Annotated in this window: 16 protein-coding genes and 5 pseudogenes; 13 read left to right on the top strand and 8 right to left on the bottom strand. The window is 67.6% G+C overall.

Going from position 1 to position 20,825, the window contains the following annotated elements; translation table 11 throughout:
- Window positions 1-362 (top strand): annotated as a pseudogene (locus ACZ6JT_RS31810) (pentapeptide repeat-containing protein); the annotation flags it as partial.
- Window positions 363-1,177: 815 nt separating this feature from the next.
- Here the strand turns inward: ACZ6JT_RS31810 and ACZ6JT_RS31805 are convergent.
- Window positions 1,178-2,323: a zinc-ribbon domain-containing protein gene (locus ACZ6JT_RS31805; RefSeq protein ID WP_469215507.1), complete on the bottom strand. Its 1,146-nt coding sequence runs from the start codon at window positions 2,321-2,323 to the stop codon at window positions 1,178-1,180.
- Window positions 2,324-2,365: 42 nt separating this feature from the next.
- Window positions 2,366-2,806, bottom strand: a pseudogene (locus tag ACZ6JT_RS31800) (zinc-ribbon domain-containing protein); the annotation flags it as partial.
- Between the two features lie 826 nt (window positions 2,807-3,632).
- Between ACZ6JT_RS31800 and ACZ6JT_RS31795 the strand changes: the two are divergent.
- The 7 genes and pseudogenes from ACZ6JT_RS31795 to ACZ6JT_RS31765 all read left to right on the top strand — a co-directional run.
- Window positions 3,633-3,833, top strand: a pseudogene (locus ACZ6JT_RS31795) (MerR family transcriptional regulator); the annotation flags it as partial.
- 44 nt (window positions 3,834-3,877) lie between these two features.
- Window positions 3,878-4,691 (top strand): annotated as a pseudogene (locus ACZ6JT_RS31790) (hypothetical protein); the annotation flags it as partial.
- A gap of 816 nt (window positions 4,692-5,507) precedes the next feature.
- Complete coding sequence (locus ACZ6JT_RS31785; protein ID WP_469215141.1) at window positions 5,508-6,749, top strand: helix-turn-helix domain-containing protein; 1,242 nt, start codon at window positions 5,508-5,510, stop codon at window positions 6,747-6,749.
- Between the two features lie 80 nt (window positions 6,750-6,829).
- Complete coding sequence (locus ACZ6JT_RS31780) at window positions 6,830-7,459, top strand: hypothetical protein (RefSeq protein WP_469215139.1); 630 nt, start codon at window positions 6,830-6,832, stop codon at window positions 7,457-7,459.
- 149 nt (window positions 7,460-7,608) lie between these two features.
- Window positions 7,609-7,908, top strand: coding sequence for a recombinase family protein (locus ACZ6JT_RS31775; protein WP_469215137.1), 300 nt, complete (start codon window positions 7,609-7,611; stop codon window positions 7,906-7,908).
- A gap of 327 nt (window positions 7,909-8,235) precedes the next feature.
- Window positions 8,236-8,892: a class I SAM-dependent methyltransferase gene (locus ACZ6JT_RS31770; RefSeq protein ID WP_469215135.1), complete on the top strand. Its 657-nt coding sequence runs from the start codon at window positions 8,236-8,238 to the stop codon at window positions 8,890-8,892.
- Between the two features lie 285 nt (window positions 8,893-9,177).
- The gene (locus ACZ6JT_RS31765) at window positions 9,178-10,104 is read left to right on the top strand and encodes a TauD/TfdA family dioxygenase (RefSeq protein ID WP_469215133.1); all 927 of its coding nucleotides are present in this window, start codon (window positions 9,178-9,180) and stop codon (window positions 10,102-10,104) included.
- A gap of 96 nt (window positions 10,105-10,200) precedes the next feature.
- Here ACZ6JT_RS31765 and ACZ6JT_RS31760 read toward each other — a convergent pair whose 3' ends face one another.
- Window positions 10,201-10,974 (bottom strand): glycosyltransferase family 2 protein, encoded by a 774-nt coding sequence (locus tag ACZ6JT_RS31760; protein ID WP_469215131.1) that lies wholly within the window; start codon window positions 10,972-10,974, stop codon window positions 10,201-10,203.
- Window positions 10,975-11,040: 66 nt separating this feature from the next.
- On the opposite strand from ACZ6JT_RS31760, the gene ACZ6JT_RS31755 reads away from it, so the two are divergent.
- From ACZ6JT_RS31755 to ACZ6JT_RS31745, 3 genes are all read left to right on the top strand, one after another.
- Window positions 11,041-12,297, top strand: a complete 1,257-nt coding sequence (locus ACZ6JT_RS31755; RefSeq protein WP_469215129.1) for a nucleotide sugar dehydrogenase — start codon at window positions 11,041-11,043, stop codon at window positions 12,295-12,297.
- A gap of 46 nt (window positions 12,298-12,343) precedes the next feature.
- On the top strand, window positions 12,344-13,639 hold the full coding sequence (locus ACZ6JT_RS31750; RefSeq protein WP_469215128.1) for a hypothetical protein: 1,296 nt from the start codon (window positions 12,344-12,346) through the stop codon (window positions 13,637-13,639).
- Window positions 13,640-13,720: 81 nt separating this feature from the next.
- Window positions 13,721-14,830, top strand: a complete 1,110-nt coding sequence (locus ACZ6JT_RS31745; protein WP_469215126.1) for a glycosyltransferase family 4 protein — start codon at window positions 13,721-13,723, stop codon at window positions 14,828-14,830.
- Between the two features lie 74 nt (window positions 14,831-14,904).
- Here the strand turns inward: ACZ6JT_RS31745 and ACZ6JT_RS31740 are convergent.
- The 3 genes and pseudogenes from ACZ6JT_RS31740 to ACZ6JT_RS31730 all read right to left on the bottom strand — a co-directional run.
- Window positions 14,905-15,115: pseudogene (locus ACZ6JT_RS31740) on the bottom strand (transposase); the annotation flags it as partial.
- A gap of 65 nt (window positions 15,116-15,180) precedes the next feature.
- Window positions 15,181-15,417 (bottom strand): DUF2283 domain-containing protein, encoded by a 237-nt coding sequence (locus tag ACZ6JT_RS31735; protein ID WP_469215124.1) that lies wholly within the window; start codon window positions 15,415-15,417, stop codon window positions 15,181-15,183.
- 216 nt (window positions 15,418-15,633) lie between these two features.
- Window positions 15,634-15,969: a hypothetical protein gene (locus ACZ6JT_RS31730; RefSeq protein ID WP_469215122.1), complete on the bottom strand. Its 336-nt coding sequence runs from the start codon at window positions 15,967-15,969 to the stop codon at window positions 15,634-15,636.
- A 671-nt stretch (window positions 15,970-16,640) separates the two neighbouring features.
- Between ACZ6JT_RS31730 and ACZ6JT_RS31725 the strand changes: the two genes are divergently transcribed.
- Window positions 16,641-17,438 (top strand): hypothetical protein, encoded by a 798-nt coding sequence (locus tag ACZ6JT_RS31725; protein WP_469215120.1) that lies wholly within the window; start codon window positions 16,641-16,643, stop codon window positions 17,436-17,438.
- 218 nt (window positions 17,439-17,656) lie between these two features.
- Window positions 17,657-18,262: an SMI1/KNR4 family protein gene (locus ACZ6JT_RS31720; RefSeq protein ID WP_469215118.1), complete on the top strand. Its 606-nt coding sequence runs from the start codon at window positions 17,657-17,659 to the stop codon at window positions 18,260-18,262.
- Between the two features lie 364 nt (window positions 18,263-18,626).
- On the opposite strand, the gene ACZ6JT_RS31715 is transcribed toward ACZ6JT_RS31720, so the two are convergent.
- Entirely contained in the window at window positions 18,627-19,031 is a 405-nt protein-coding gene (locus ACZ6JT_RS31715; RefSeq protein ID WP_469215115.1) for a TraR/DksA family transcriptional regulator, read from the bottom strand.
- A complete protein-coding gene (gene ku / locus ACZ6JT_RS31710) occupies window positions 19,028-20,014 on the bottom strand; it encodes a non-homologous end joining protein Ku (RefSeq protein WP_469215113.1) in 987 nt (328 codons plus the stop codon). Before ku ends, ACZ6JT_RS31715 begins: the two co-directional genes overlap by 4 nt.
- Window positions 20,015-20,825: the final 811 nt, after the last annotated feature.

Below are 20,825 nucleotides of genomic sequence, written 5' to 3'. Positions count from 1 at the left end.
CGGCGTTCGCCGGCGCCAGGGTGACGTTCTTTGGTGCGGCGTTCACCAGGGGCCCGGTAACGTTCCGCGACGCGACGTTCTCCGGCGGCGAGGTGAATTTTTCCTGCGTTGACTTCTCCGGGGGTGATGTCAGCTTCTGCAAGGCGGCGTTCGCTGGCGCCAGGGTGACGTTCTTTGGTGCGGCGTTCACCAGGGGCCCGGTAACGTTCCGCGACGCGACGTTCTCCGGCGGCGAGGTGACATTCCGGCATGCTAGCTCGTGGGAGCAACCGCCCATGTTCAACGACGAGGTGCTGGACAACCCGCCCGCTGGGCTGCTCCTCCCGTCGCCTACCGAGGGCTTGGGGCCATCAGAAGGATGAGTCACCCTTCATGCTTATCCCGAAACCGTAGCCGCCGAATCCGTCACTGGCGCCTCTCGCTGGCGACGTTCCGCGGGCGCGTCACCCCTACAGACAGGGCAAGGCTCCGGAGTGTTGCACCGGGGAGGAGGCCATCGGGTCGGGACTTTTCGCGCGGTGAGGTCAGGCCCAGACCTGAGCCATCGCGGCACAAGCCTCCGGGGTCCTGGCCGGTGACTTCCGAAGCCTTCCGCACGACGCCGCCGCGTCCAGTGTCTTCCCCATGGCGAGCTGAGATCTGGTCGCCGAGCGGCTGCCCTCGCGCCGTTCACGCGTACGGCCTTCTGCGTGCGCTGGCCGCCCGGGGAGCGTGGCAATCCGGCCCGTATGGCTTCCGTTGATGTCACTTGGGCGGCAGTAGCCCCCACCACCAGGAGATGACGGGAATGTCCACAGGCTCGTGGTCGCAGCCGCGCACGGTGCGGTAACGAACGAGTAACGCTTGATGAGACGCCTTGGCTCAGGGTGACGGTTCATCACGGGATGGGCGTGCACGCCAATGGTGAGACACCTACAGGCTGAGACAGTCGAACTGTTCCTAAGGCCGGTCGCCACCCGCACCACCACCTCAAGGTCATCGACGCCCGCGGCACCCTCAACACCGACCAGTGGCACGACGCCGACTGGATCACCCGAACCCTCGGCCGTCTCTGACCAACACCCCCGTGCGGAAGGGGCCGGCCCCATCAGGGCCCGCCCCTTCCGCATGTCCCAGGTGTCAGAGGCTTGCTCGTGCCAGATCGGCAGCTATGTGCATCCCTTCCGCTGCGCGCTCGTCACGAACCCCGCAGTTTCCGTCGAGGGTGGCACAGCGGGCACCGCATACCAGTTGCACCACGACGGGTTCGCTGGTCGGGGGTGGCTTGCCAGACACCCGGGCAGCTCTGCTGGCTGCACTGCCAGCGGCAGGGCTTCGCGGAACTCGGCCGCAGATCGCTCGCGGTCCACCCGGGATGGTCGATGACCTCGATCAGCTCCGCTCCGATCTCTGGGAACGTGTCATGAAGTGACTTGCCCGGCTTCGGATGCGTTCTGCCTGCGGTGGATCGCTTGCGGGCACAGTCACTGCAACCCCTTCCTTGCCCAGTCCGGTGGCTGGGCTGGCATCGATACTCGGAACTGCACTCGGATTCCGGACACCTCCACAAGCACACCTTGTTCGAGTTGGGCAGAAGATCGTTCGCGGTCCACCCGGGGTGATCGATGACCTTGATCAGTTCGGCGGCCAGAGTCGGGCTCACTTCAGCGAGGGACTCGCCGGGGCCGGGCCGGCTGTTAGCAGCCCCGGTTCTCTTCCAGCTGCAGTCGCGGCAACCGCGGCCAGCAAGCACTCGAACATGGAGTGGCACCTCCCACTCGTTGCCGCAGCCAGGCGCCAGGCACCGCCATGCACACACGTCATTGCACCCTGGCGGCATCCGCTCGAGTCCCCTACCCGGATTGGTCCGGTTGTCGACAAACTCCTGCTCCAGGTGAGGGGCTGCATCGAGCGCTGAGACCTTCGGCTTTGCGAGGGTTTCCTGCCAGAGACGGGCCGCCTCGGACAGAGCTTCGATAACTTCGGGGGAGTCGAGATCCTTCCAGGGATGGCCCCGGCGGCGCACGACATATCCCACGGCCTCAGCCCAGTCCTCGGGATCTACCCCAGGACCGGCCTCGTAGTGCGCGATCCCAGAGATCGGCAGCGGCGGAAGTCCCCTCTCTCGGATCCTCTCCAGATGGCGTCCGTCAGACAACGTGGCTTCTGTTTTCGCGGTGTCGCGGGCAAGGCTGTGCGGCCCACTATGGGTCCACGCCGGATCCAGGTCGATCAGCAGGTCCAGTTCCTTCAGGAAGAGATCGAAGGCGTCCTCACTGCGGCCGGGCAGACGCAGGCGGTGATCCACCTCAACGCCGATGCCGGAGGCCGCCTGGACGAGCATGGCGACCTTGTACTCGAAGAGCGAACGGCCGTGACCGCTACAGCGACGACACCCCCGCCCATTGGTCCTGTTGGCCACGGTTGCTTGCCATTTATGCCCCTGGTGGCATTCCCATTCACAGAGATCGTGACTCTGAGTGCGCAGAGTCTCAGAACCGCGAGCCGGGCGCGTTAGGTTTCTGCGGAACTGCTTCGCGAGGTCTGGGTTCAGTTCGGCCAGCGACTCGCCCGGACCGGGAGCCCGGTTCCCCCTGCGCGAACACTCTGGACAGCCCGTTGGCCTTCTGCGTCGGCTACGGAACACCAAGCGAGTCGTCCACTCGTGGCCGCACCCTTCCTTCGAGCACCGCCATCGGCATTGATCATGATCTGACCAGTTCATATCCTCCAGCCGAACCCCCGGGTTAGACCGGTTGGAGATGAACTCGTGCTGGAGCCTGGCCCGAACCTCGGCCGGATCGGGGTCCCCACCCTTATTAATCACGACGCCAGAGCCTGCCAGACACCGCTGACAACAGGAGGTCAGTAACGTCCGGAAGAGGCCACCGCAACACGGCACCGCTTCACCATCGGCCTCAAGCGGCTCGCCGCCCAAACCACCAGCCCCAAGGTCATCGACGCCCGCGGCAATCAACACCGACCAGTGGCGCGACGCTGGGCGGATCACCCGAACCCTCGGCCGCCCCTGAGTCCCTCACCCCCACGACGGGCCGCGACCAGGCATTCGCACTGGTCACAACCTTGTGTTCGCCGTTCGTCGCAGGCGGCAGGGGCTGAAGGCAGAATTCTGAACAAAGACCGGAAACGGGACTGACGGGACTGAGTCTGCCGCTTCCCGCGTCGTGGGCCCTCACCACTTGTCAGAGGCGCCCCAAGCTCGTCGAGGCCCGCGGCACCCTCAACACCGACCAGTGGCGGTCGGGAGCGCGGGCGGCTGCGGCTGTCGCCCAGTACAGCACCAGCCGACGCCGCTGCCGTGAGCGAGGCTCGATGCGGCACCGAATGATGGCAACTTGCGGAACGCGGTGTGGCTACTCTTCCGGCGTACGCCAGAGAGGCTGTTCCCGGATGAGAGCGTGGGGCTTCCGCTTCACGGCTGCCGCCTGCTTGGGCCCCGCGGCCGCGAGAGGGGCGGCGACTGGGGCGACGCGATCAAACCATGTTGCGCCGAACCCAGGCCCTGACCGCCGGCCGGCGACGAACGTGCTCAGTCGTGGGGCCGGGACGGCAACCCTGCGGAGGGGCGTCCGCAAGCGTCCATGGCTCATCGGCTGTCTGAACCTGGAGGCCGCGGACGCAGGCTCTCAAGGATGCGGATAGGCGAGTTGTCAAAGCGCACGGGCGTGAGTCCGCACTCACTGCGGTACTACGAAGACCAGGGACTGCTGACCAGCTCACGCTCCGACGCGGGGCAGCGGCACTACTCCGATGGTGCGGTCCAGCGCGTGTCGCTCATCCGACAGCTGTTCACCGCGGGGATGTCCAGCCGGGTGATCGCGACTGTGCTGCCGTGGGATGCGCAAGCCGGCTCCGGTGCCGTGGGTCCGCCGCAGGGCGGTCGCCACCCAAGCACGGCGGGGAGTTCGTCTTCGGCGACCTGGCTACCTGGGGCACCGAGCAGGCCGTGACCACCACCGACACCCGCCTCTATGGCAAGGCCACCGCGCAGGGCATGGGACAGGCTGCACCCGCGGCTCACCCGCCGGGCCACCTGGATCGACCATGACGGGCCGCTGCCGATCATCGAGGGCACTGTCACCCGCCTGGCCGTGGAGAAGCTGCCCAGCGGCGGGGTCAACAAGCCGGTCTGGCTCTGGTGGTCACGCACGGGCGCCACCAAGACGGGCGTCGACCGCTGCTGGCAGTCCTTCCTCCGAAGCTTCGACCTGGAGCACACCTTCCGCCTGTTCAAGCAGACACTCGGGTTGACCAAGCCCAGGCTCCGCAGTCCTGAGGCGGCCGATCGCTGGACTTGGCTGGTGATCGCGGCCTATGCCCAGCTCCAACTCGCCCGCTCTCTGGCCACCGATCTTCGCAGGCCCTGGGAGAAGCCAGCGCCGCCGATCGAACTCTCGCCCGCCCGGGTCCGCAGGGGGTTCCGGAACCTGCGCACGAAGGCCGGTTCCGCAGCCGGTGCACCGAAACCTTCCCGGCCCGGACCGGGAAGGCCACCGGGCTCGAAGAACAGCCGTCCGGCCATCCGCCATGACGTGGGCCGCGTCCTTGCGACGGGCGAGGCCTTCAGGCGTCCGCACGCCCACGTTGTTCTTGAATCAAAAGCTGCTTGCTCTGTGCGTCCCACCTACGCCGAGATCTCGGCGCATGGCCTCCCGCATGGAGTTCAGAGGCGCCCACAAATCCTTGAGTAGATGCTTGGCCCGCTCAACGGTGTCGTTTGGCAGGGGGACGCCACGATCGATACGTCGCAGCAACCCGTATAGGACGCTGATCAGGTCGTTCACGCTTCGGATATCGTCAAGCACTCTGTCCGAGACGACCATCTGTGCCTCGTCGAACTGGACCCGGTGGGCGCTCATTGCGGTGGCGGCAGTCTGGCGAATTTCGTCTGTCAAGGTACCGGTCGTCATGGCCTGGACGTAGTCGGCCAGCGCGTAACGACAGCTGCGTGCATGGCTGTTGACACCGATGTAGCAGCTACGGAGGTTGTCAAGACGCTGGCGCTCACTCTCCCGGCTCAGCGTCCGAAGGGCCGCGCGTTGGCCAGGTGGCCCGATGTGACGGTTCCGCCGACACCTGCGATACCGACCAACAGAGTCGCTAGGGCTGCGTCCACCGGCCCAGTACAGCACGCCATACGTATTTCCCGATCCGCGGCATGGCAACCTCGACGATTCATCACACAGTGCGCGTAGTGGTGTCGTATAGAGGCCGCACTCGGGAGCATGCTCGAGACCGACTCCCGACTGGGACGTTAAACAACAAGCTCACATCGCGGGTCTGCTCTGTCGCCGGGGGCCTTCGCGCTCTCGGAGACAGCCTGCTGGCGAAACCGCGAACCGGGCCGCGACGAACCGTTAGAACTCTCTGACTCGCGAGAGGCCCCCTGCGGACAAATCCGGGGACGGGCCCAAACTCCAAGACGGGGTTGGGCTGTTGTCGTATCCGGCATGTTGGTCGCGCGGGTACCGTCCGGGTTGTGGAGTCTCTAACGGAGAGGTGCCGTCATGACCCAAACCCCCGACACTGGTATCGGTGCGCGCGTGCGTGTGGCCCGGATCGCGGCGGGCCTGACGCATGCGGAGATGGCCGGGCTGGTTGGCCGGTCCGAGAGGTGGGCTGAGGAGGTCGAGGCTGGGCGGCTTCCACTGGACCGGTACTCACTGATCTCGGCTGTGTCGACGGTGTGTGAGGTGGATGTGGTGTGGCTGCTCGGGCAGCCGTACCGATTGCGCCGCGAGCAGGGATCGGCGGTGCCGCACGTGCCCGCGATGCGGGCCGCGCTGCGCCGGTCCTCGCTCATCCTGTCGGGGCATCCGGGGCTCGTACCGTCCGCGCCAGCTGCTGACGCGCGGCGGGTGCGGGAACAGTCCGAGGCGACGAACCGGCACCGGCAGGGAGCGAATCTTCCGGCGGCCGCCGGACTGCTGCCCGCGCTGCTGGAGGACTTGAACACCACGATCCTGCTGCACGAGCGGGGTACGGCGGAGCGGGACGCGGCGCTGCGGCTGCTGGTGGACGCTGCCAGGAACGCGCGGCAGACGCTGAACCAGACCGGGTTGCCCGATTTGGCGTGGGTGGCGGCGGAGGTCGCGGCGGGGGCTGCGACGCAGTTGGACGATCCGATCGTGAAGGCCGCGGTCGCCTGGGACCGGTGTGGGGCGCTGCTGCATCAGGGTTCCGCGCGGGAGACGCAGGCGGTCGCGGATGCGGCGCTGCGGGATTTGGCACCGCTGTCGGCGACGGGGGACATCGACGCCCTCGTGCTGGAGGGGGCGCTTGTGCTGCGGCAGGTGATCGCCTGTGCTCGCGCCGGCGACGTAGACGGGGCGTGGAGTCAGGCGACGCGGGCGGTGGAGGTCTCGGAGCGTCTGCCGGCGGGACACCATGATCTGAGGTGGCAGACCGTGTTCTCCCGCGCCAACATTTTGGTGCACACGACCGAGGCCGGGGTCGAGGTGGACGAACCTGACACCGGTCTCGCGTTCGTGGATGAGGTGGACGTGCCCGCGATGCCGAGCCGGGAACGGATCACTCACTATCGGATCGACGAGGCGCGGGCCATGCACCGCATGGGCCGCTCGGGGGAGGCCGTGGTGACGCTGCGGAAGGCCGCGCAGAGGGCGCCGCACTATGTGCACGCGCACCCCATGGCGCGCGAGTTGGTCGGTGACCTGGTGCGCCGTGGGGTTCCGTCGCAGGCCGCGGCCTTGTCGGGGCTGGTGCGGGGGATGGAACTGGTGTCCTGACACCGGGTGTGCATATGCCAGTTGGGCGGCCTACAGAAATCCTGTGGGTCGCCCTTCTGCTTCGGCGGTACTCTCATGTCGTGACCATTACCTACGGTTCCGACGCAGACACGGGGGGCGATGTGGGCGACCTTCTGCATGTCCTGCACGGCCGCGACACCATCGAGTGCGCCACGGCGTACGAGCGGCTCGGCTGGCCGGTGGCCATCGGGCATCGCCACCGAACGGGCTCGGGCTGTACCTGCCAGGACACCGCCTCGAAGGCGCCCTGTGACACCCCGGGCGCCCACCCGCGGGAGGCGGTAGTCAAGCCGCTGCCGCGCGGTGAGCTGGCTGCCGCGTTTGAGTCCGCCCCCGGTGCCGGCGTCATCGTCCCGTGTACACACTGGGATGCGCTGGTCGTCGCCCACCCCATCGGGATGGCCGTGATGGTCCGTGTCGACGCCGCCCGTCTTCACGTCCCGTGTCTGACCTCCGGGCACGCTACCGCGACACTGCTGGTTGCCCCCGGCACGGGCGAACTCCTCGTCGACTGCCCGCAGGTGGAGGTCCGTTCCGGGCCAAGGGCCTGGGTTGCGCTGCCTCCGTCGTACGGCGTGCGCTGGGACACCGCACCCGCAGAAGACCACCCGCTCCCCGACGCCGGGGCCGTGCGCCTTCACCTCGCCCAGGTACTCAAACTCGCGTCCGCCGACCGTACGCCGTGGTGACGGGCATGGCCCACCGAACGGGGCAGCCGGAGACGTCTGTCGGGCAGGCGGATCCGCTGGCACGGTTGACGGGTTTTCGCACGGACGGGGTACGGGCTGCCGGCGTATTTGCCCGGCAGAACGGCCGGTCTCTCAGGGTCGTCCGCTATGTGCAGGCGCCCGAGCGCGAGGCGGATGCCCAGTTCGAGGCCCTGGAGCTGTTCGCCCGCTCCCGGCACTGGGTGGTGCTGGGGGAGCTGTGTCTGGACTGGGCGGGGCCCGGCCTCCTGGAGTACAGGCCGGGCCTGTCGGCCGCGCGGCGCCTGCTGCGCGCCGGCTTCGCGGACGGGATCGTGACGCCGACGTACGAGCACATCAGCCCGGACCTGCGGGAGTACGAGCGCTTCCTCAAGGCGATGTCCGAGAGCCGCTGGTTCGCCGCGCTGGCCCTTTCGGAGATGGGCCGGTGAATGGCTTATGGACCTGGTTCGAGCGGAAGCGCTGGATGGATAGGTACGGCGGCTGGCGGCAGTGGGTCTTGCAGGTCCTGATCGTGTTGGCTACGGGCGGGGCGATGGTCGCGTACTGGTACGCGACGGAGAAAGGGTAATGATGCACGCGGAACACGCCAGGGCTGCGGATCCGGCTCAGCTGCCGGTGCGCGCCCCGCAGAGAGAGTTGCAGCTTGTGCGGGGCCTGGAAAAGCTGGAGCCGGCCACTGAGGACCTCTTCGCCGCGGCGACGGAAGCGGTGGTCGCCGTGGGCAAGGCCCGCCTCTGCCGTCAAGGAGGTACGCCGTGATCCGCCTGCCCGTCCTGACACCCCATCCCGGAGTCGTCGGCCGCGTGCCGGCCGACCCCATAGAGGCCTTGCGCAAGCGCCTGTACTGGGACCGCTTCTACTCTGCAGCCGATCCGCAGGAGAGCCTGCCCTTCACGGAGGCGGAGTTATCGGGCATCCGGCGTCACGTCCTGGGCGCGGGGATGAAGACGGCCGTGGACATCGGCAGCGGCTGGGGCGTGCTGGCGACAGCGCTGGCCCGGGAGGGCTTGCGTACGACCGGCTACGACTGGTCGCCCGTCGCCGTGGAACGGGCCCGGGAGTTCTGGGCCGACGAGAAGAGGGTCTCCTTCGAAGTCCATGACTTCCTCACCGGGACCCCACCGCGCCGGTTGGCGCCGGGCAGCGTAGATGTGCTGGCGTGCCGGTTGGTGCTGCCCTACCTGGATGTGCACCGGTTCATGACCGACGCTCGCCGCTGGGTAAAGCCCCGCACCGGGGTCGTGTACGTGGTGGTGCAGGTGTGGGAGCAGCAGCCCGGCGGCGGCTTCCGCGGGTACCCGGACTCGCTGATCGAGCAGCTGCGGGAGGGCTGGCTGCACACCACGCGTTGGGATCTCGATTGGTCCGAGGAGTTCACCGCGCTTGCCCTGACGGGGCCGACAGGCTACTGAGCCGCCCTCCATCAAGGAGACGATGATGCGCCACAAGGGGCCTATGACGGCCGAGCGGCTGCTCACCATGATGGCGAAGCGGTTCACAGACTGGGGCTCTTCCGTGCTGCCCGTCGATCCCGCGGCCTCGCCCGCGCAGGGTCCGGTGCGGCTCCTCCTCCAGGAGGGTCCGGCGCCCAGTTCGCAGGCGCCCCGGCCGCCCAGGCGGCCGGCCCCCAAGCACCCGCATGTGCGACCGAAGCGACCCCGTTCAGCAGGTCAACTCCAAGAGACAGGAACCCCCGCGTGTTCATCGACATCCCGGGCAAACTCGAAGCCGCTCTGACCGACCTTCCTCTGCCGTCCTGGGAACTGCAGGACTCGCGCCTGGCGAAGTCCACCATGGCCCGGTACCGGACCGAGCTGACCCAGGCCCCCCAGTCCGAGGAGACCCTCGCGATGCTGCGCCGCGCACTGATCGGGCAGGGCAGCGGATACGCCGTGCTGCGCCTGGGGAACGTGGCCCAGGCCCTGGGCGGGGCCGACGACGACCGCTTCCTGCGGGTGGCAACGGCCTTCGCGGCCCAGGTGGCCGTCCCCTTCTCCCCCTTCCCGCGGTGGCCCCTGTGGAAGGACATCGGGGTCAAGATCGACAAGGACCCCGGCAAGTCCAGCGGCATCGGGTACAACGCCTTCCACATGGACCTGGTGAACGGGACCCTGCCCCCGGACTACACCACGCTCCTGTGCGTCCGCCGGGACCCGCTCGGCGGCGGCTCCAGCATTCTCTCCGAGGCCCACGCAGCCGTGGCGCGACTGACGCAGAGCAGCCGCGCCCTCCTGGCCGAGAAGGCCTACCACTACGGCACCTTCTTCGACCTGCACGGCGTCGGCGAGGAGTACAACCCGTTCCCGATCCTGGACGGCTCCGGCCCGGGCGAGGGCTTCCTCCGGTTCACCGCGAAGATGCTGAAGAGGTCGCGGCTCGACCAGGTACACGCCAATGCCGCCAGGGAGCTCGCAGAGGAACTCGTCGCGGGCCAGGTCACCTTCATGCTGCAACCCGGGGACTACCTCATCGTGGACCAGCGCCGCTTCCTGCACGGCCGCGAGGCACTCCACAGCGGTCAGGAGGCCATACCGGACGCCGACAGGCGCCTCCTCCTCCAGCTGTTCCTGCGCGCGCCGATCAGCACCGGCCCGGTTTCGCAGCCGGCCGATGGCACCAGCTAGCCGTTGAGCCTGCGGGCGGGCCCCGGAGCGGTTCCCCGGCCGGGCCCCAGCCGGGGACAGGTCGCACACCGGGACGCCCCAGGGCCTGCGCCGGATCTAGATGCGCGAGTTGCGCAGCGACTGCCACACGGCGCCGGCCAGCGCCCGCGTCGCCCGCGCCACCGACAGGTGCTCGTGCTCTCGGTACAGGGCCCAGTTGTAGGGCACGAGCGAGAGCTTGTTGGAGGACAACGATCCCGACTGGTGGGCTCGGTACACCGCGAGCGGCTCGGCCAGGCCGCGGGCGTTGAAGCCGTCCCGCATGATCGAGAGCCAGAGGGCGTAGTCCTGCCGCTTGCGCATCTCCGGCATCAGCCTCGTGCCCAGGACCTTGCGGTCGTACATGGCGGTGAGAGCACCGATGTGGTCCTGGTGCAGCATCGCGCGGTAGTCCACGTGCTCCCGCGCGCGGACCACCCGGCCGTTAGGGACCCAGTCGGTGCTCTCGCCGTCGTAGTCGGCGTCCATCTTGAAGTACGAGGTGAACGTCAAAGGCGCAGCGGCTTCCGCGGCGAAGGCGAGCTGCTTTTCGGTCTTCTCCGGCAGCCACATGTCGTCGCTGTCGAGGAAGGCGATGAAATCCCCGCGGGCCCGCTCCATCGCGAGGTTGCGGGCCCGGCCCGCACCACCCCGCTGGGGCGCCGTCTCCGGCAGGACACGCTCGTCCCACTTGGCGAACTCGCGGAGCAGGTCCATGGAGCCATCGGAGGACTGATCGTCGGTAACCAGCAGCTCCAGGTCGCTGTGGGTCTGCGTGAGCACCGACCGGACCGCTGCGCTCAACGTGGCTGCCGAGTTATACACGGGCATCACGACAGACACCAAGGGCACAGCGCTTCTCCTTGCCAGACCAGGAATGACGGTCCATTCAAGCACCGCAATCGAGGAGGAACTGCCATGCACATCGTTGTCGCTGGTCAGGGCTACGTAGGTCTTCCGCTGGCCGTACGTGCCGCAGAAGTGGGTCACCGCGTCGTCGGCTACGACGTGGATCCGCACCGAGTCCAGCAGCTCGCCGCCGGCGATTCGTACGTGGAGGACGTGCCCTCCGCGCGGCTCCGCGCGGTCCTGGACACCGGCGCGTACTCCGCGACCGCTGACGCCGCAGAGCTGGCCGGCTACGACTTCGCGGTGATCACGGTGCCGACCCCGCTGCGGGACGGCGTGCCCGACCTGACCTACATCGAGACCTGCGCCCGGACATTGGGCGAGCACCTGCGCCCCGGCGCGACCGTGGTCCTGGAATCCACGACGTACCCCGGCACCACCGAGGAACTGCTGCTGCCGATCCTGGAGAAAGCCTCTGGCCTCAAGGGCGGGGTGGACTTCCGGGTCGGGTTCAGTCCCGAGCGCATCGCCCCCGGGAACAAGCGGTGGTCGTTCGAAGGGACGCCGAAACTGGTGTCCGGAATCGACGGTCGGTCACTCGAAGTGATCAAGGGGTTCTACGACGACATCTTTCACACCACGGTGCCGGTGTCCGGGCCCAAGGTCGCCGAACTGGCCAAGCTGATCGAGAACACCTTCCGGCTCGTCAACATCTCCATGATCAACGAGCTGGCGATGCTGACCGACCGCCTCGGCGTGAACATCTGGGAGGCGATCGACGCCGCCGGCACCAAGCCCTTCGGCTTCACCCGGTTCACCCCGGGGCCGGGAGTCGGCGGGCACTGCCTGCCTGTCGACCCGCTGTTCCTCGCCTGGAAGATCCGGGAAGACCTCGGCGTCCCCTTCCGGTTCGTGGAAGTCGCTGCAGACGTGAACCGGCACATGCCCGCCTACGTCGTCCAACGCGTCGTGGCGGCACTCGACAACCGCGGCGTGCCCGTGGCCGGAGCCCGAATCCTGCTGCTCGGCCTGACCTACAAGATCAACGCCACCGACCTCCGCAACTCGCCGTCGGAACGTGTCGCCGAACTCCTGACCGACCTGGGCGCCGACGTCCGCGGCGCCGAACCCAACATCCCGGACGGCGCCGACACCGAGCTGCCAGTCCGCCGGGTGGACGCGACCCCGGAGGAGGTCGCGGCCGCCGACGCCGTGGTGCTCCTCATGGACCACGCCCGCTTCGACCTCCCGATGATCCAGCAGCACGCGACCTGGGTTCTCGACTGCCGAAACCGCATGGCCGGCGCGAATGTCGAAGTCCTCTAGCGCGCCATCCCCCTGACCGGCCCCTTCCTTCCCCCAGGAGTTCCCCTTGCGCGACGAATGGGAGCACGCCCACACGGACTACACCTTGCCCGCGCAGCGCCGCAGCCCGGCCTCGCTCGTCGACAGCGAGGCCGACTGGCGCGACTACCTGGAACACTCGACCCCCAACGGCTGGCTGATCCGGAACAGCGCCATGACCGAAGCGCTCGTCAGCGGCCGACCGCTGCACCTGCTGCACCTCACCCGGGGCCTCGACGCCATCCGAGCCAGCGGGCAGGTACACGTCTCCGCCGGCTGCCTCGTAGGGGCCCTCTACTGCTCGCCCCTTACCCCTCACGGCGAGGGACTGCGCCCCCACAACCTCGGCGCCTACCTGATGCAGACGAAGTCGTGCACCACCCCCCTGGTCTTCGAGATCACTTCGGACGCCCCGGTGCGGCCCAAGGGCATCGACTATCTGCATCTCGGCGCCATCCACCTGCGCACCTACCTGCGCTACCAGAACCTCCTCACCGCGGACGAGACCGAACGGCTCGACCGTGCTGTCCTGACCGGTCTGCGCGCCGCGGCCCCGTTCCTCGACGTCGCCCTGCGCAACGCCACCAGCAACGCCACGCCGGCACCCGAGTACATCGACCAGCTGGCCGACGCCGTTCCCCACGTGCCGTTCCTCGGCTACCTGTACTTCGAGGTGCTGTCCGAGTACCTGATGCTCCACTCGGTCACGCCGGAGACGAAGACCTACGCCGAGGAGGGGGAGCTGAACAACTGGCTCTACAAGCGACTCGCCTTCGCTGCCGTGGACGGCATGGACCAGCTCTTCGACCTGGCCCGCTTCAAGCCGCGCCACCACCGGCTCCTCCAGCTCATCGAAAGCCTGGAGCCGGATCTCGGCCCAGGCGTCGCCCAATACGTCCGGCGAAGGCTGTCCCACCTGCTCGCCCGGACTGCGCTGGACCCGTCCCAGGACGCCTCCGCCGTCACCTTCCAGGGCGCCGAGCTCGATACGCTCCAGAAGACCGCGCCGGGACTGATCGGCCAGATGATATTCCGCGAAATCCGGTACATGACCCGCTACCGCCAGCTGTACCACTGCTTCGAGAAATCCAAAGCCCTTGAGGCGTGGGAATACTGGAACGGCGAAGGAATACCCACACCATTCAATGGGCTCCTTCCCAAGGGTGAAATCGGCATACACCCCGTCTACCCCCGATCATCGGTCAGGGTCTGGGTCGCAGAGCCAGACGGTAAGGGCCACTTACATCCAGTCGAAGAGTTGATGGCCGTCGTCGCACCACACCTGGCGTCCTGGTGGGCGCCTCCCCGCCAGGGCGTGATCTAGGCGCGCGAATAGTTCACGCATCGAGCCAAGAGTCGGGATCTCCAATTCCAACCCAAAGGTGAACGTAGATTGGGGTGCCGCATGACCGCCAAACTCCTGAACATCCTGACCGGAATCAACCGCCCTTCCGCGCCCTCGTCAGGAAGCATGATTCTCGTCAACGATCTCTACGGCGTGATGCCTGACACCCACACCACCTTCCTCGGCAGGCAACCGGCCGATCAGGCCTGGCAGGCGGCGTTCGGTCACCTGATTGCCCTCTCCACGGTCAAGCGCCCCCATGGCCCCGACTTCGAGGCGTACGTTGACGAGCTGACCAGCGAGGTCGGTGCACTCATCGAGAAGATCCAGCCGCAAGCCATTCACGCCCAGTACCTCGGGTTCGCTCTCAGCCAGGCCTTCACGCGAACGGCCGGCAACATCCCGATCATCGCCATCGCCCACGGCCCCGATGTGCTGGTCGCCGAGCGCAGTGCGTGGGAGCGCGAAGGCCTGTGCGAAGTTGCTGCTGCCAGCGCCGCGATCGTCGCCCCCACCTTCGCCCTCGCGGACCGCATCGACCGGCTCACGGGACACCAGTTCACCGACCGGCTCACCGTCATCCCGTGGGGTATCCGGCTGAGCGATGCCCGCGTACGCGATCACCCGGCGACCGGAGCCGGACCGCTGGCGCTGGTGCACGCAGGCCGGCTCGACGACAACAAGTCCACAATCACCGCCGTCGAAGCCCTCGCCCTGACCGACCAGCCGCACCATTTGACCGTGATCGGTCAAGGTGTTCTACGGGAGCACTTGGAACAGCAAGCTGTCGAGCTCGGAGTACGGGACCGTGTCCAGTTCGAGCCCTTCCTGCCTCGCGCTGAGCTGTGGCGCCGCCTGCCACACTTCGACGCCTTCGTCGGCACCACCAAGGGCCTCGAAGCCTTCGGTCTCGTCCTCATCGAGGCCCAAGCCCACGGACTGCCAGTGGCCTACTCCAACCTTCCCGAGATGAGGGAGATTCTCGGAAACACCGGCGTCCCCTATACCCCCGCAGACCCGCAGTCGCTGGCCGGGGCCCTCGATGAGCTGGGCCGGGACGTTCACCGCCGGAAGGCGCTGACAGAAGCAGCACTCATCAACGTGTGTCGGTACGACATCACCACCACCAGGCGCCGGCTCCGCGAACTGACGCTCCGCTTCACCTCATAGGCAGTGTCCTGGCGATCATGAGCGAAGCCAGATGACGAGTGAGGCTGCGGTGACGGTTCCGAGGAAGACGTAGCCGCGTCCGCCTCGGCCTGGACCCGCTGGAGAAGCAGCTCCCACGTTCCGTCCGCCGACCAGCGGCGATGCCGCTCGTGGACCGTCTTCCACGGCCCGTGCCGATCCGGCAGATCCAAGCCACTGCACGCCCGTCCGAATCCGGTACAAGACCTTGTTCACCACCTGCCGATGGTCCCGCCACCTGCCACAACGGCCGTTGCTAACCGGCAGAAGCGGATCAAGCCGCTCCCACTGGGCATCCGTCGGATCGCCCCGATTCCAGCCGTCTCAACGAATCACGTGCTCGGCGGACGCGGCTCACGGTCGATCCTCTCGGCGCTGGCCAGCAGTTCCGGGTGCAACCGGCGTCTGGCGCTGAACAGCTCAATGCCCAGAAGCCGTCCGTGTGAGTCGTAGTCGAGTATCGCTGTGTCGTCCTCGGCAGGGACCTGCCGGACGGCCTCTCCTGGGGCGATCGTGTCGACAAGGTAGATGTACGCCATATTCGCCGATGCGTCGTACTCGACCCGCATTACTGGCCTTCCCCGTTGATCACCGACCTGGGGCGTCAGGTCCTGGTCTCCCGAAGAGTGTACTGACGTCGAAGATCGCCAGGACAGGCCCTAACCCCGATGTGGCTCTCGCGCCTCGGCGACGTGCCCGAGCCCTTCGTCGAAGGACCGCGCTACGCCGTGCGGAGGGTGCGCCTCGGCTGTCGCCAGGCGGGCGTTGGCGCGGGCTCCAGGTGATCACAGGGCGCCGCGCTCCGGGTACACCGATACGCGCTCCGCTGCGTAGGTGCCGTCCGGCAGCACCGCGTCGGTCAGTTCGAACTGCTCCCGCTTCCCTGTGCCGCTCCAGGTGACCCGAGTGCTGGCGGGGCGGCTGCTGGGCCAGTGAACCGGCTGGCCGTCGGCTGCCCGGGCTCCGAGCAGGGTGTAGGTGCGGACCGGCCGCGCGGTCCCGCTGGCCGGGGTCGCGCCGGGGGTGGCCGGGTTCCGGCGCTGGCGGAGCCAGCCCCATGCTGTGGCCCCCGCCAGCAGGGTGAGGCCGCCCAGGGTCTCCGCGGTCCAGCCGGTGAGCATGTGGTGTCCTTTTCTGTGTGATGACGGGCGGAGCGTGAAGAGGCCGAGCCGCTGACGTCGAGGCCTGCGCGGCACAGCGCGGGAGCGGGGTGTTAGCCCCGCAACCCCCTGCCGGGCAAGGCCTTGTTGAGCCTCCCGCCGGCAGGCGTGAGGCCGGTACCCCCTGAGGCATGCGAACCCTGCTAAAGCTGCTAAAGATCAACTGCGAGGGGTGCCGTGCGGTCCCCGTGACGCCATTTGAGCGGGAGGACCGCGCGGTGAGCCGGATGAGGTAGGGGGGCTCTATCGAGAGGCGCCACCACTACGTCATGGCGTTGGCATCCGGCTGCCGTTCCACGGGCCGTCACCGGATGGGGTGACAGCCCGGTCGCGGCGGTGCGCGGCGCCGGTACCTTCCCGTGCGTGTCCACTGACACCCCGAGTCCTGCGGATCAGCTGCTGATCGACCACGCGTTCCGGCAGGGGTTCACCGTGACCGCGAAGATGCTGGAGGTCTGGAGGAGCCGTCCCAGTGGGCCTTGGACCTGTGCGGCCGGGTCGAGGAGGAACTCGCCGCCGGGCAGCTGGGCGAGGCGGCTGGGGAGTGGATGAACGGCCGATACGCGATGGCCGGACTGGCCGTGCGGCCCGGTTGGAAGGAGCCTGGCAATGTCGCGGGCTAAGGTCGGGTTATGCCCTGGGCGACACGGCAGTTCTGGCTGTGGGTAGCGGCAGCCGCCTTAACGATTACCGTCGTGGTTGGCTCCGTGCTGCTACAAGCACCATCGGAGCCTTTCCTGCAGCCGGCACCGGCGGACGAGGACCAAGTTGTCTTTCAACAGAAGGCTGCTCGCGACCGGACCGCTCTGTTTACTGGGGAGTTGACATACGTACCGCCGGGCTCGGTCGACGTCGGCGACTCCGTGGAATTCTCTGCCACCCTCGCCGGCCCCGAGGCCGAGGCTGACCTCCCCGACCCGGACCCATCGCTGCCCGTCGGCCCCGACCCGTTCCGATCGTCCGACCTCCCCGACCTGAACCCATCACCCCGCGAAGAGCCTGGAGGGGCCGAGGAAACTCGCGAGCTGCCCGTTGGCGGAGTCCAGGGGGCACATTTGTCCGATCCTCGCGGGGACGTCAAAGTGGATCCGATCGGATCGAGCCGCCAGCTGCTCGCCAGTCGGCAGGACAGGGTGGAGTGGCGCTGGAACCTCACCCCGCGCAAGCCCGGCCAGTACCAGCTGAGCCTGGTGGTCGAGACGTACCAGGGTGATACCGAGAACGTCCTCGCCCGCACGGCACCACCGATCCATATCGCTCTGACCGTGAACAACACCTTCTGGTATCGCGTCGGCGAGGCCAAGGAGTGGATCATTGCCGCCGGTGCAGTGCTCGCAGCCTTGGGCGTGATCTTCAGCCCCCTCCGCAAGAGTTTGGTCGGGTTTGTCTCCGGCCGCCTCGGCAATGGTCGCCGAGAATCCCAACGCTGACCACAACCCGTGCCCGGCCTCCGCTGTGACGCCTGTACGGAGGCGTCCGAGATCTGGGTGGGAAATCAGATCGAGCAGCTCTGAGCCCAACCTTGCCTGTCTGTGATCCAGGCATGGCATGGGGCATGGAGCGCGCACGAAGGGGTGGGACCTCCTGTGTGGAGGTGGCAACGCAAATCTCATGGAGGGCCGCGACAAGCCGTCGTTACCATCGCGGCGTGATCACGAGTGAAGGTGCCCTGTTGGGGGCGGAAGCCGCCCGCCGTTTGTCTCAACTCGGGCGTTTCGATATTTCGCCGGGCCTGTCGGATGCGGAGTTCGGGCGCATCGAAAAGGAGTTCGGTTTTGAGTTCAGTGACGACCACCGCGCGTTCTTGGCGGCAGGCCTGCCCATCGGTCGACCGTCAGGGCAGGGGCGTGTCTCGCCAAGGTGGCCTGACTGGCGCAACGGTGATCCTGATGAGCTCCGTGACCGGCTTGCCTGGCCGGTTGACGGAGTGCTCTTTGACGTTGAGCACAACGACTTCTGGTCGGAAGACTGGGGGGCCAAGCCTGGAGCGCCGACCGATGCCCTGGTGCTGGCCCGTGCACGTCTGGCTGAAGTGCCGAAGATGGTGCCCATCTGTTCGCATCGATACCTGCCTGCGGGGCGTGGTACCTATGGCCACCCCGTCTTGTCGATGTATCAGACCGACATCATCTACTACGGCGCCGATCTGATCGACTACGTCCATCAGGAGTTCGGCGGGCCCAAGCCGGATCGTCAGGGCGAGGCCTGTGCCCACCAGGCGACCGTCCCGTTCTGGCGTGACCTCGTGGGTTGAAGTCTTCAGGTCCGAAGAAACGCCCCGGGTCTGGCCACGGGCTCGGGCGCTGACTCCGTGTTGCCGGTGTTGCCCCCGAACCTACGGGGGCCGCGCGCCCCCGACACGGTCCTGACCGGGATGCGCGAGGACCTGGCGCTGCTTGGACCGTTCTGTGCCCGGCCGCACCCCGCGCGGGACCGCACCGACCTGGCGCGCACGGCCGCCAGGATCTCCGGACCAGGCGCAGTCACCCGATGGTGTCGGCATTGTTCTCTTACTCAAGGCAACTGGTCGTCGCTACGGCAGCCTGTCGAAGGCTGCGGACCACTCGAGGTTGCGACCGCTGGTCGCCACTCGGTCGGTGCGCGCACACCGGCTGGTCTCAGGCAGGGTGCGATGGCGGGTGCGGATCGGACCGGGCGCAGCGGACGCAGGTGGTGGCGGCCGGACGGATCTCCAGGCGTTCGGGCGGGATCGTGCCGCCGCAGTTTTCGCACTGCCCGTACTGTCCTTGTTCGAGTCGTTCCAGCGCTTGGTCCAGTTCTTCCAGGTGGTCGCGTGTCCGCGCCATCAGGGCGGCCAGGTGGGCGCGCTCGAAGGCGGTGCTGCCGCCGTCGGGGTCGTGCTCGTCATCGACGGCGACCAGGGCGTTCGCTGCGACGATTGCGTCGTAGTCGCGGTTGAGGGCGGCCGCCCGCGCGAGGGTGTCGGCGCGGTCTGCTGCGAGGCGTGCGCGGGCGGTCGCGTAGGTGGACGGGCCGTGCTCGTCGTGGCCTTCCCGGGTCATGTTCGGGACAGTGCCTTCACCAGGTCGTCGCGGGTCATGTTCGAGCGGCCAGGAACGTTGGCGGCGGCCGCCTTCTTGTAGAGGTCTGCCTTCGACAAGCCGCTCAGGTCCTCCTTCGGGGCGGAGCGGATCCGCTTCTTCGTCGCCAGCTTCTTGCCGGGCGCGGTCTTTCCGGAGGCAGTGGCCTTCCCGCCCGCGGTCTTGGGGCTGCCGGCGCGCTCGACGCTGGCGCGCAGGGCCTCCATGAGGTCGACCACGCCGGTCGGCTCGGCCGCCGGCTCGGCCTTCTCGACGGTCTCGCCGGCCTGCTTGGCGTCGATCATGGCGGTGACCTTCTCCTGGAAGGTGTCGTGGAACTCGTCGGGGTCCCACTTCATGCTCAGGGCGTCGATGAGCTGTTCGGCCATCTTCAGCTCCTTGTCGGAGGCCATGGCCCTGCCTGGAAGGTTGTCGATCTCCTTCTTCGGGTCCCGGATCTCATCCGCCCAGTGGAGGGTGTGGAGGGTGAGGATGCCGTTCTCGGCCTTGAGGGCGACCAGGTACTCGTGCTGGCGCATGACGAACGTCGCGATGCCGGCTTTGCCGGCCTTCGCGAGGGCCTGCTCGAGGAGGCTGTAGACCTTGCCGTACTCGGCGCCCCGCGGCCCGAGGTAGTAGGTCTTGTCGAAGAAGATCGGGTCGACCTCCGTGAGGTCGACGAACCCGGCGATGTCCAGCGACCGCGAGCGGCCGGGTGCGATCTCGTCCAGCTCCTTCGGCTCGACCAGGACGTACTCCTCGCCGGTGTCGTAGCCCTTCACGATGTCCGACAGGTCCACCTCGTCGCCGGTGCGCTCGTTAACCCGGCGGTTGCGGATCCGGTCGGCGGTGCCGCGCTGCAGCTGGTGGAAGTGGATCGTGTGGCTGTCGGTGGCTGTGTAGAGGCCTACCGGCAGGCTGACCAGGCCAAACGACAGATTTCCGGCCCATACGGGACGAGCCACGGTCGCCACCTCCTCCAGTCGGCCCCTCGTCATTCCAGCTGAAGGCCTCTTCCCGGTGATCGCATCCCTACTTCGGAGTAACCGATTCGCGTTGTTCGATTTTAGTTCGATATATTGAAGGGAGAGATTCCGGCCATATCGGCTGAAACTTTTCCTTCGTGGGCCGCAGGGGCCCTGATCGGGGGGAGCGAACCGAGCCTGGTCTTCTTCGACGTTGGGAGCGGTCCGCACGTGCTGTCGACGACGCACTGGACGGCCTACGACGGCCGATCGCGCCGCCCTCGCGCCGAGGCCCTCCGCGCGGTGTGCGCATGCGGCTGGCGCGGCGCGGCTGAGTATCCGCTGGACTGGGCGACGAACGTAGAGCAGCACGGCGGGCCTTTCGTCGCGGGCCGTACGCTCGTGCACCACGTGGTGATGAGGCTCGTTGAATTTGGCTGTGGCGGATATTTCGTGACGCACGCGATGGCGAGGGGACCGATGGTTGACCCATGCTGGATCGCTAGCGCCGGGGCCCGGGGGTTCGGCATCCTTGAGGGGGGTCCGCGGTGGTGTGCCGACCGGTGCGGGCGGGCCGGAGTCGCATCAGACGCGTCGCCCCTGCTGCGCCAAGTCGGCTGGAACGTGGCAGGACTGGAGCGGCGTCCCGTCGGTATCGGTCCAGTTGTCCCAGGGCCAGGGTCGCTCCGCGACAATTCGGCGAAGCTGATCAAACTTGCTCGTGATCAGGACAGTTGGTGTGCGGAGCGCACGCCCACCTGCGGCTTCTCCGCACAGTCCAAACCCTGCGGTCGTCATCCTGGCCGCGTGA

The organism is Streptomyces sp. NPDC046308 (genome assembly GCF_055588065.1).
Note: the sequence above shows the minus strand (reverse complement) of the source record. Positions and strands in the feature narration are given on the sequence as shown.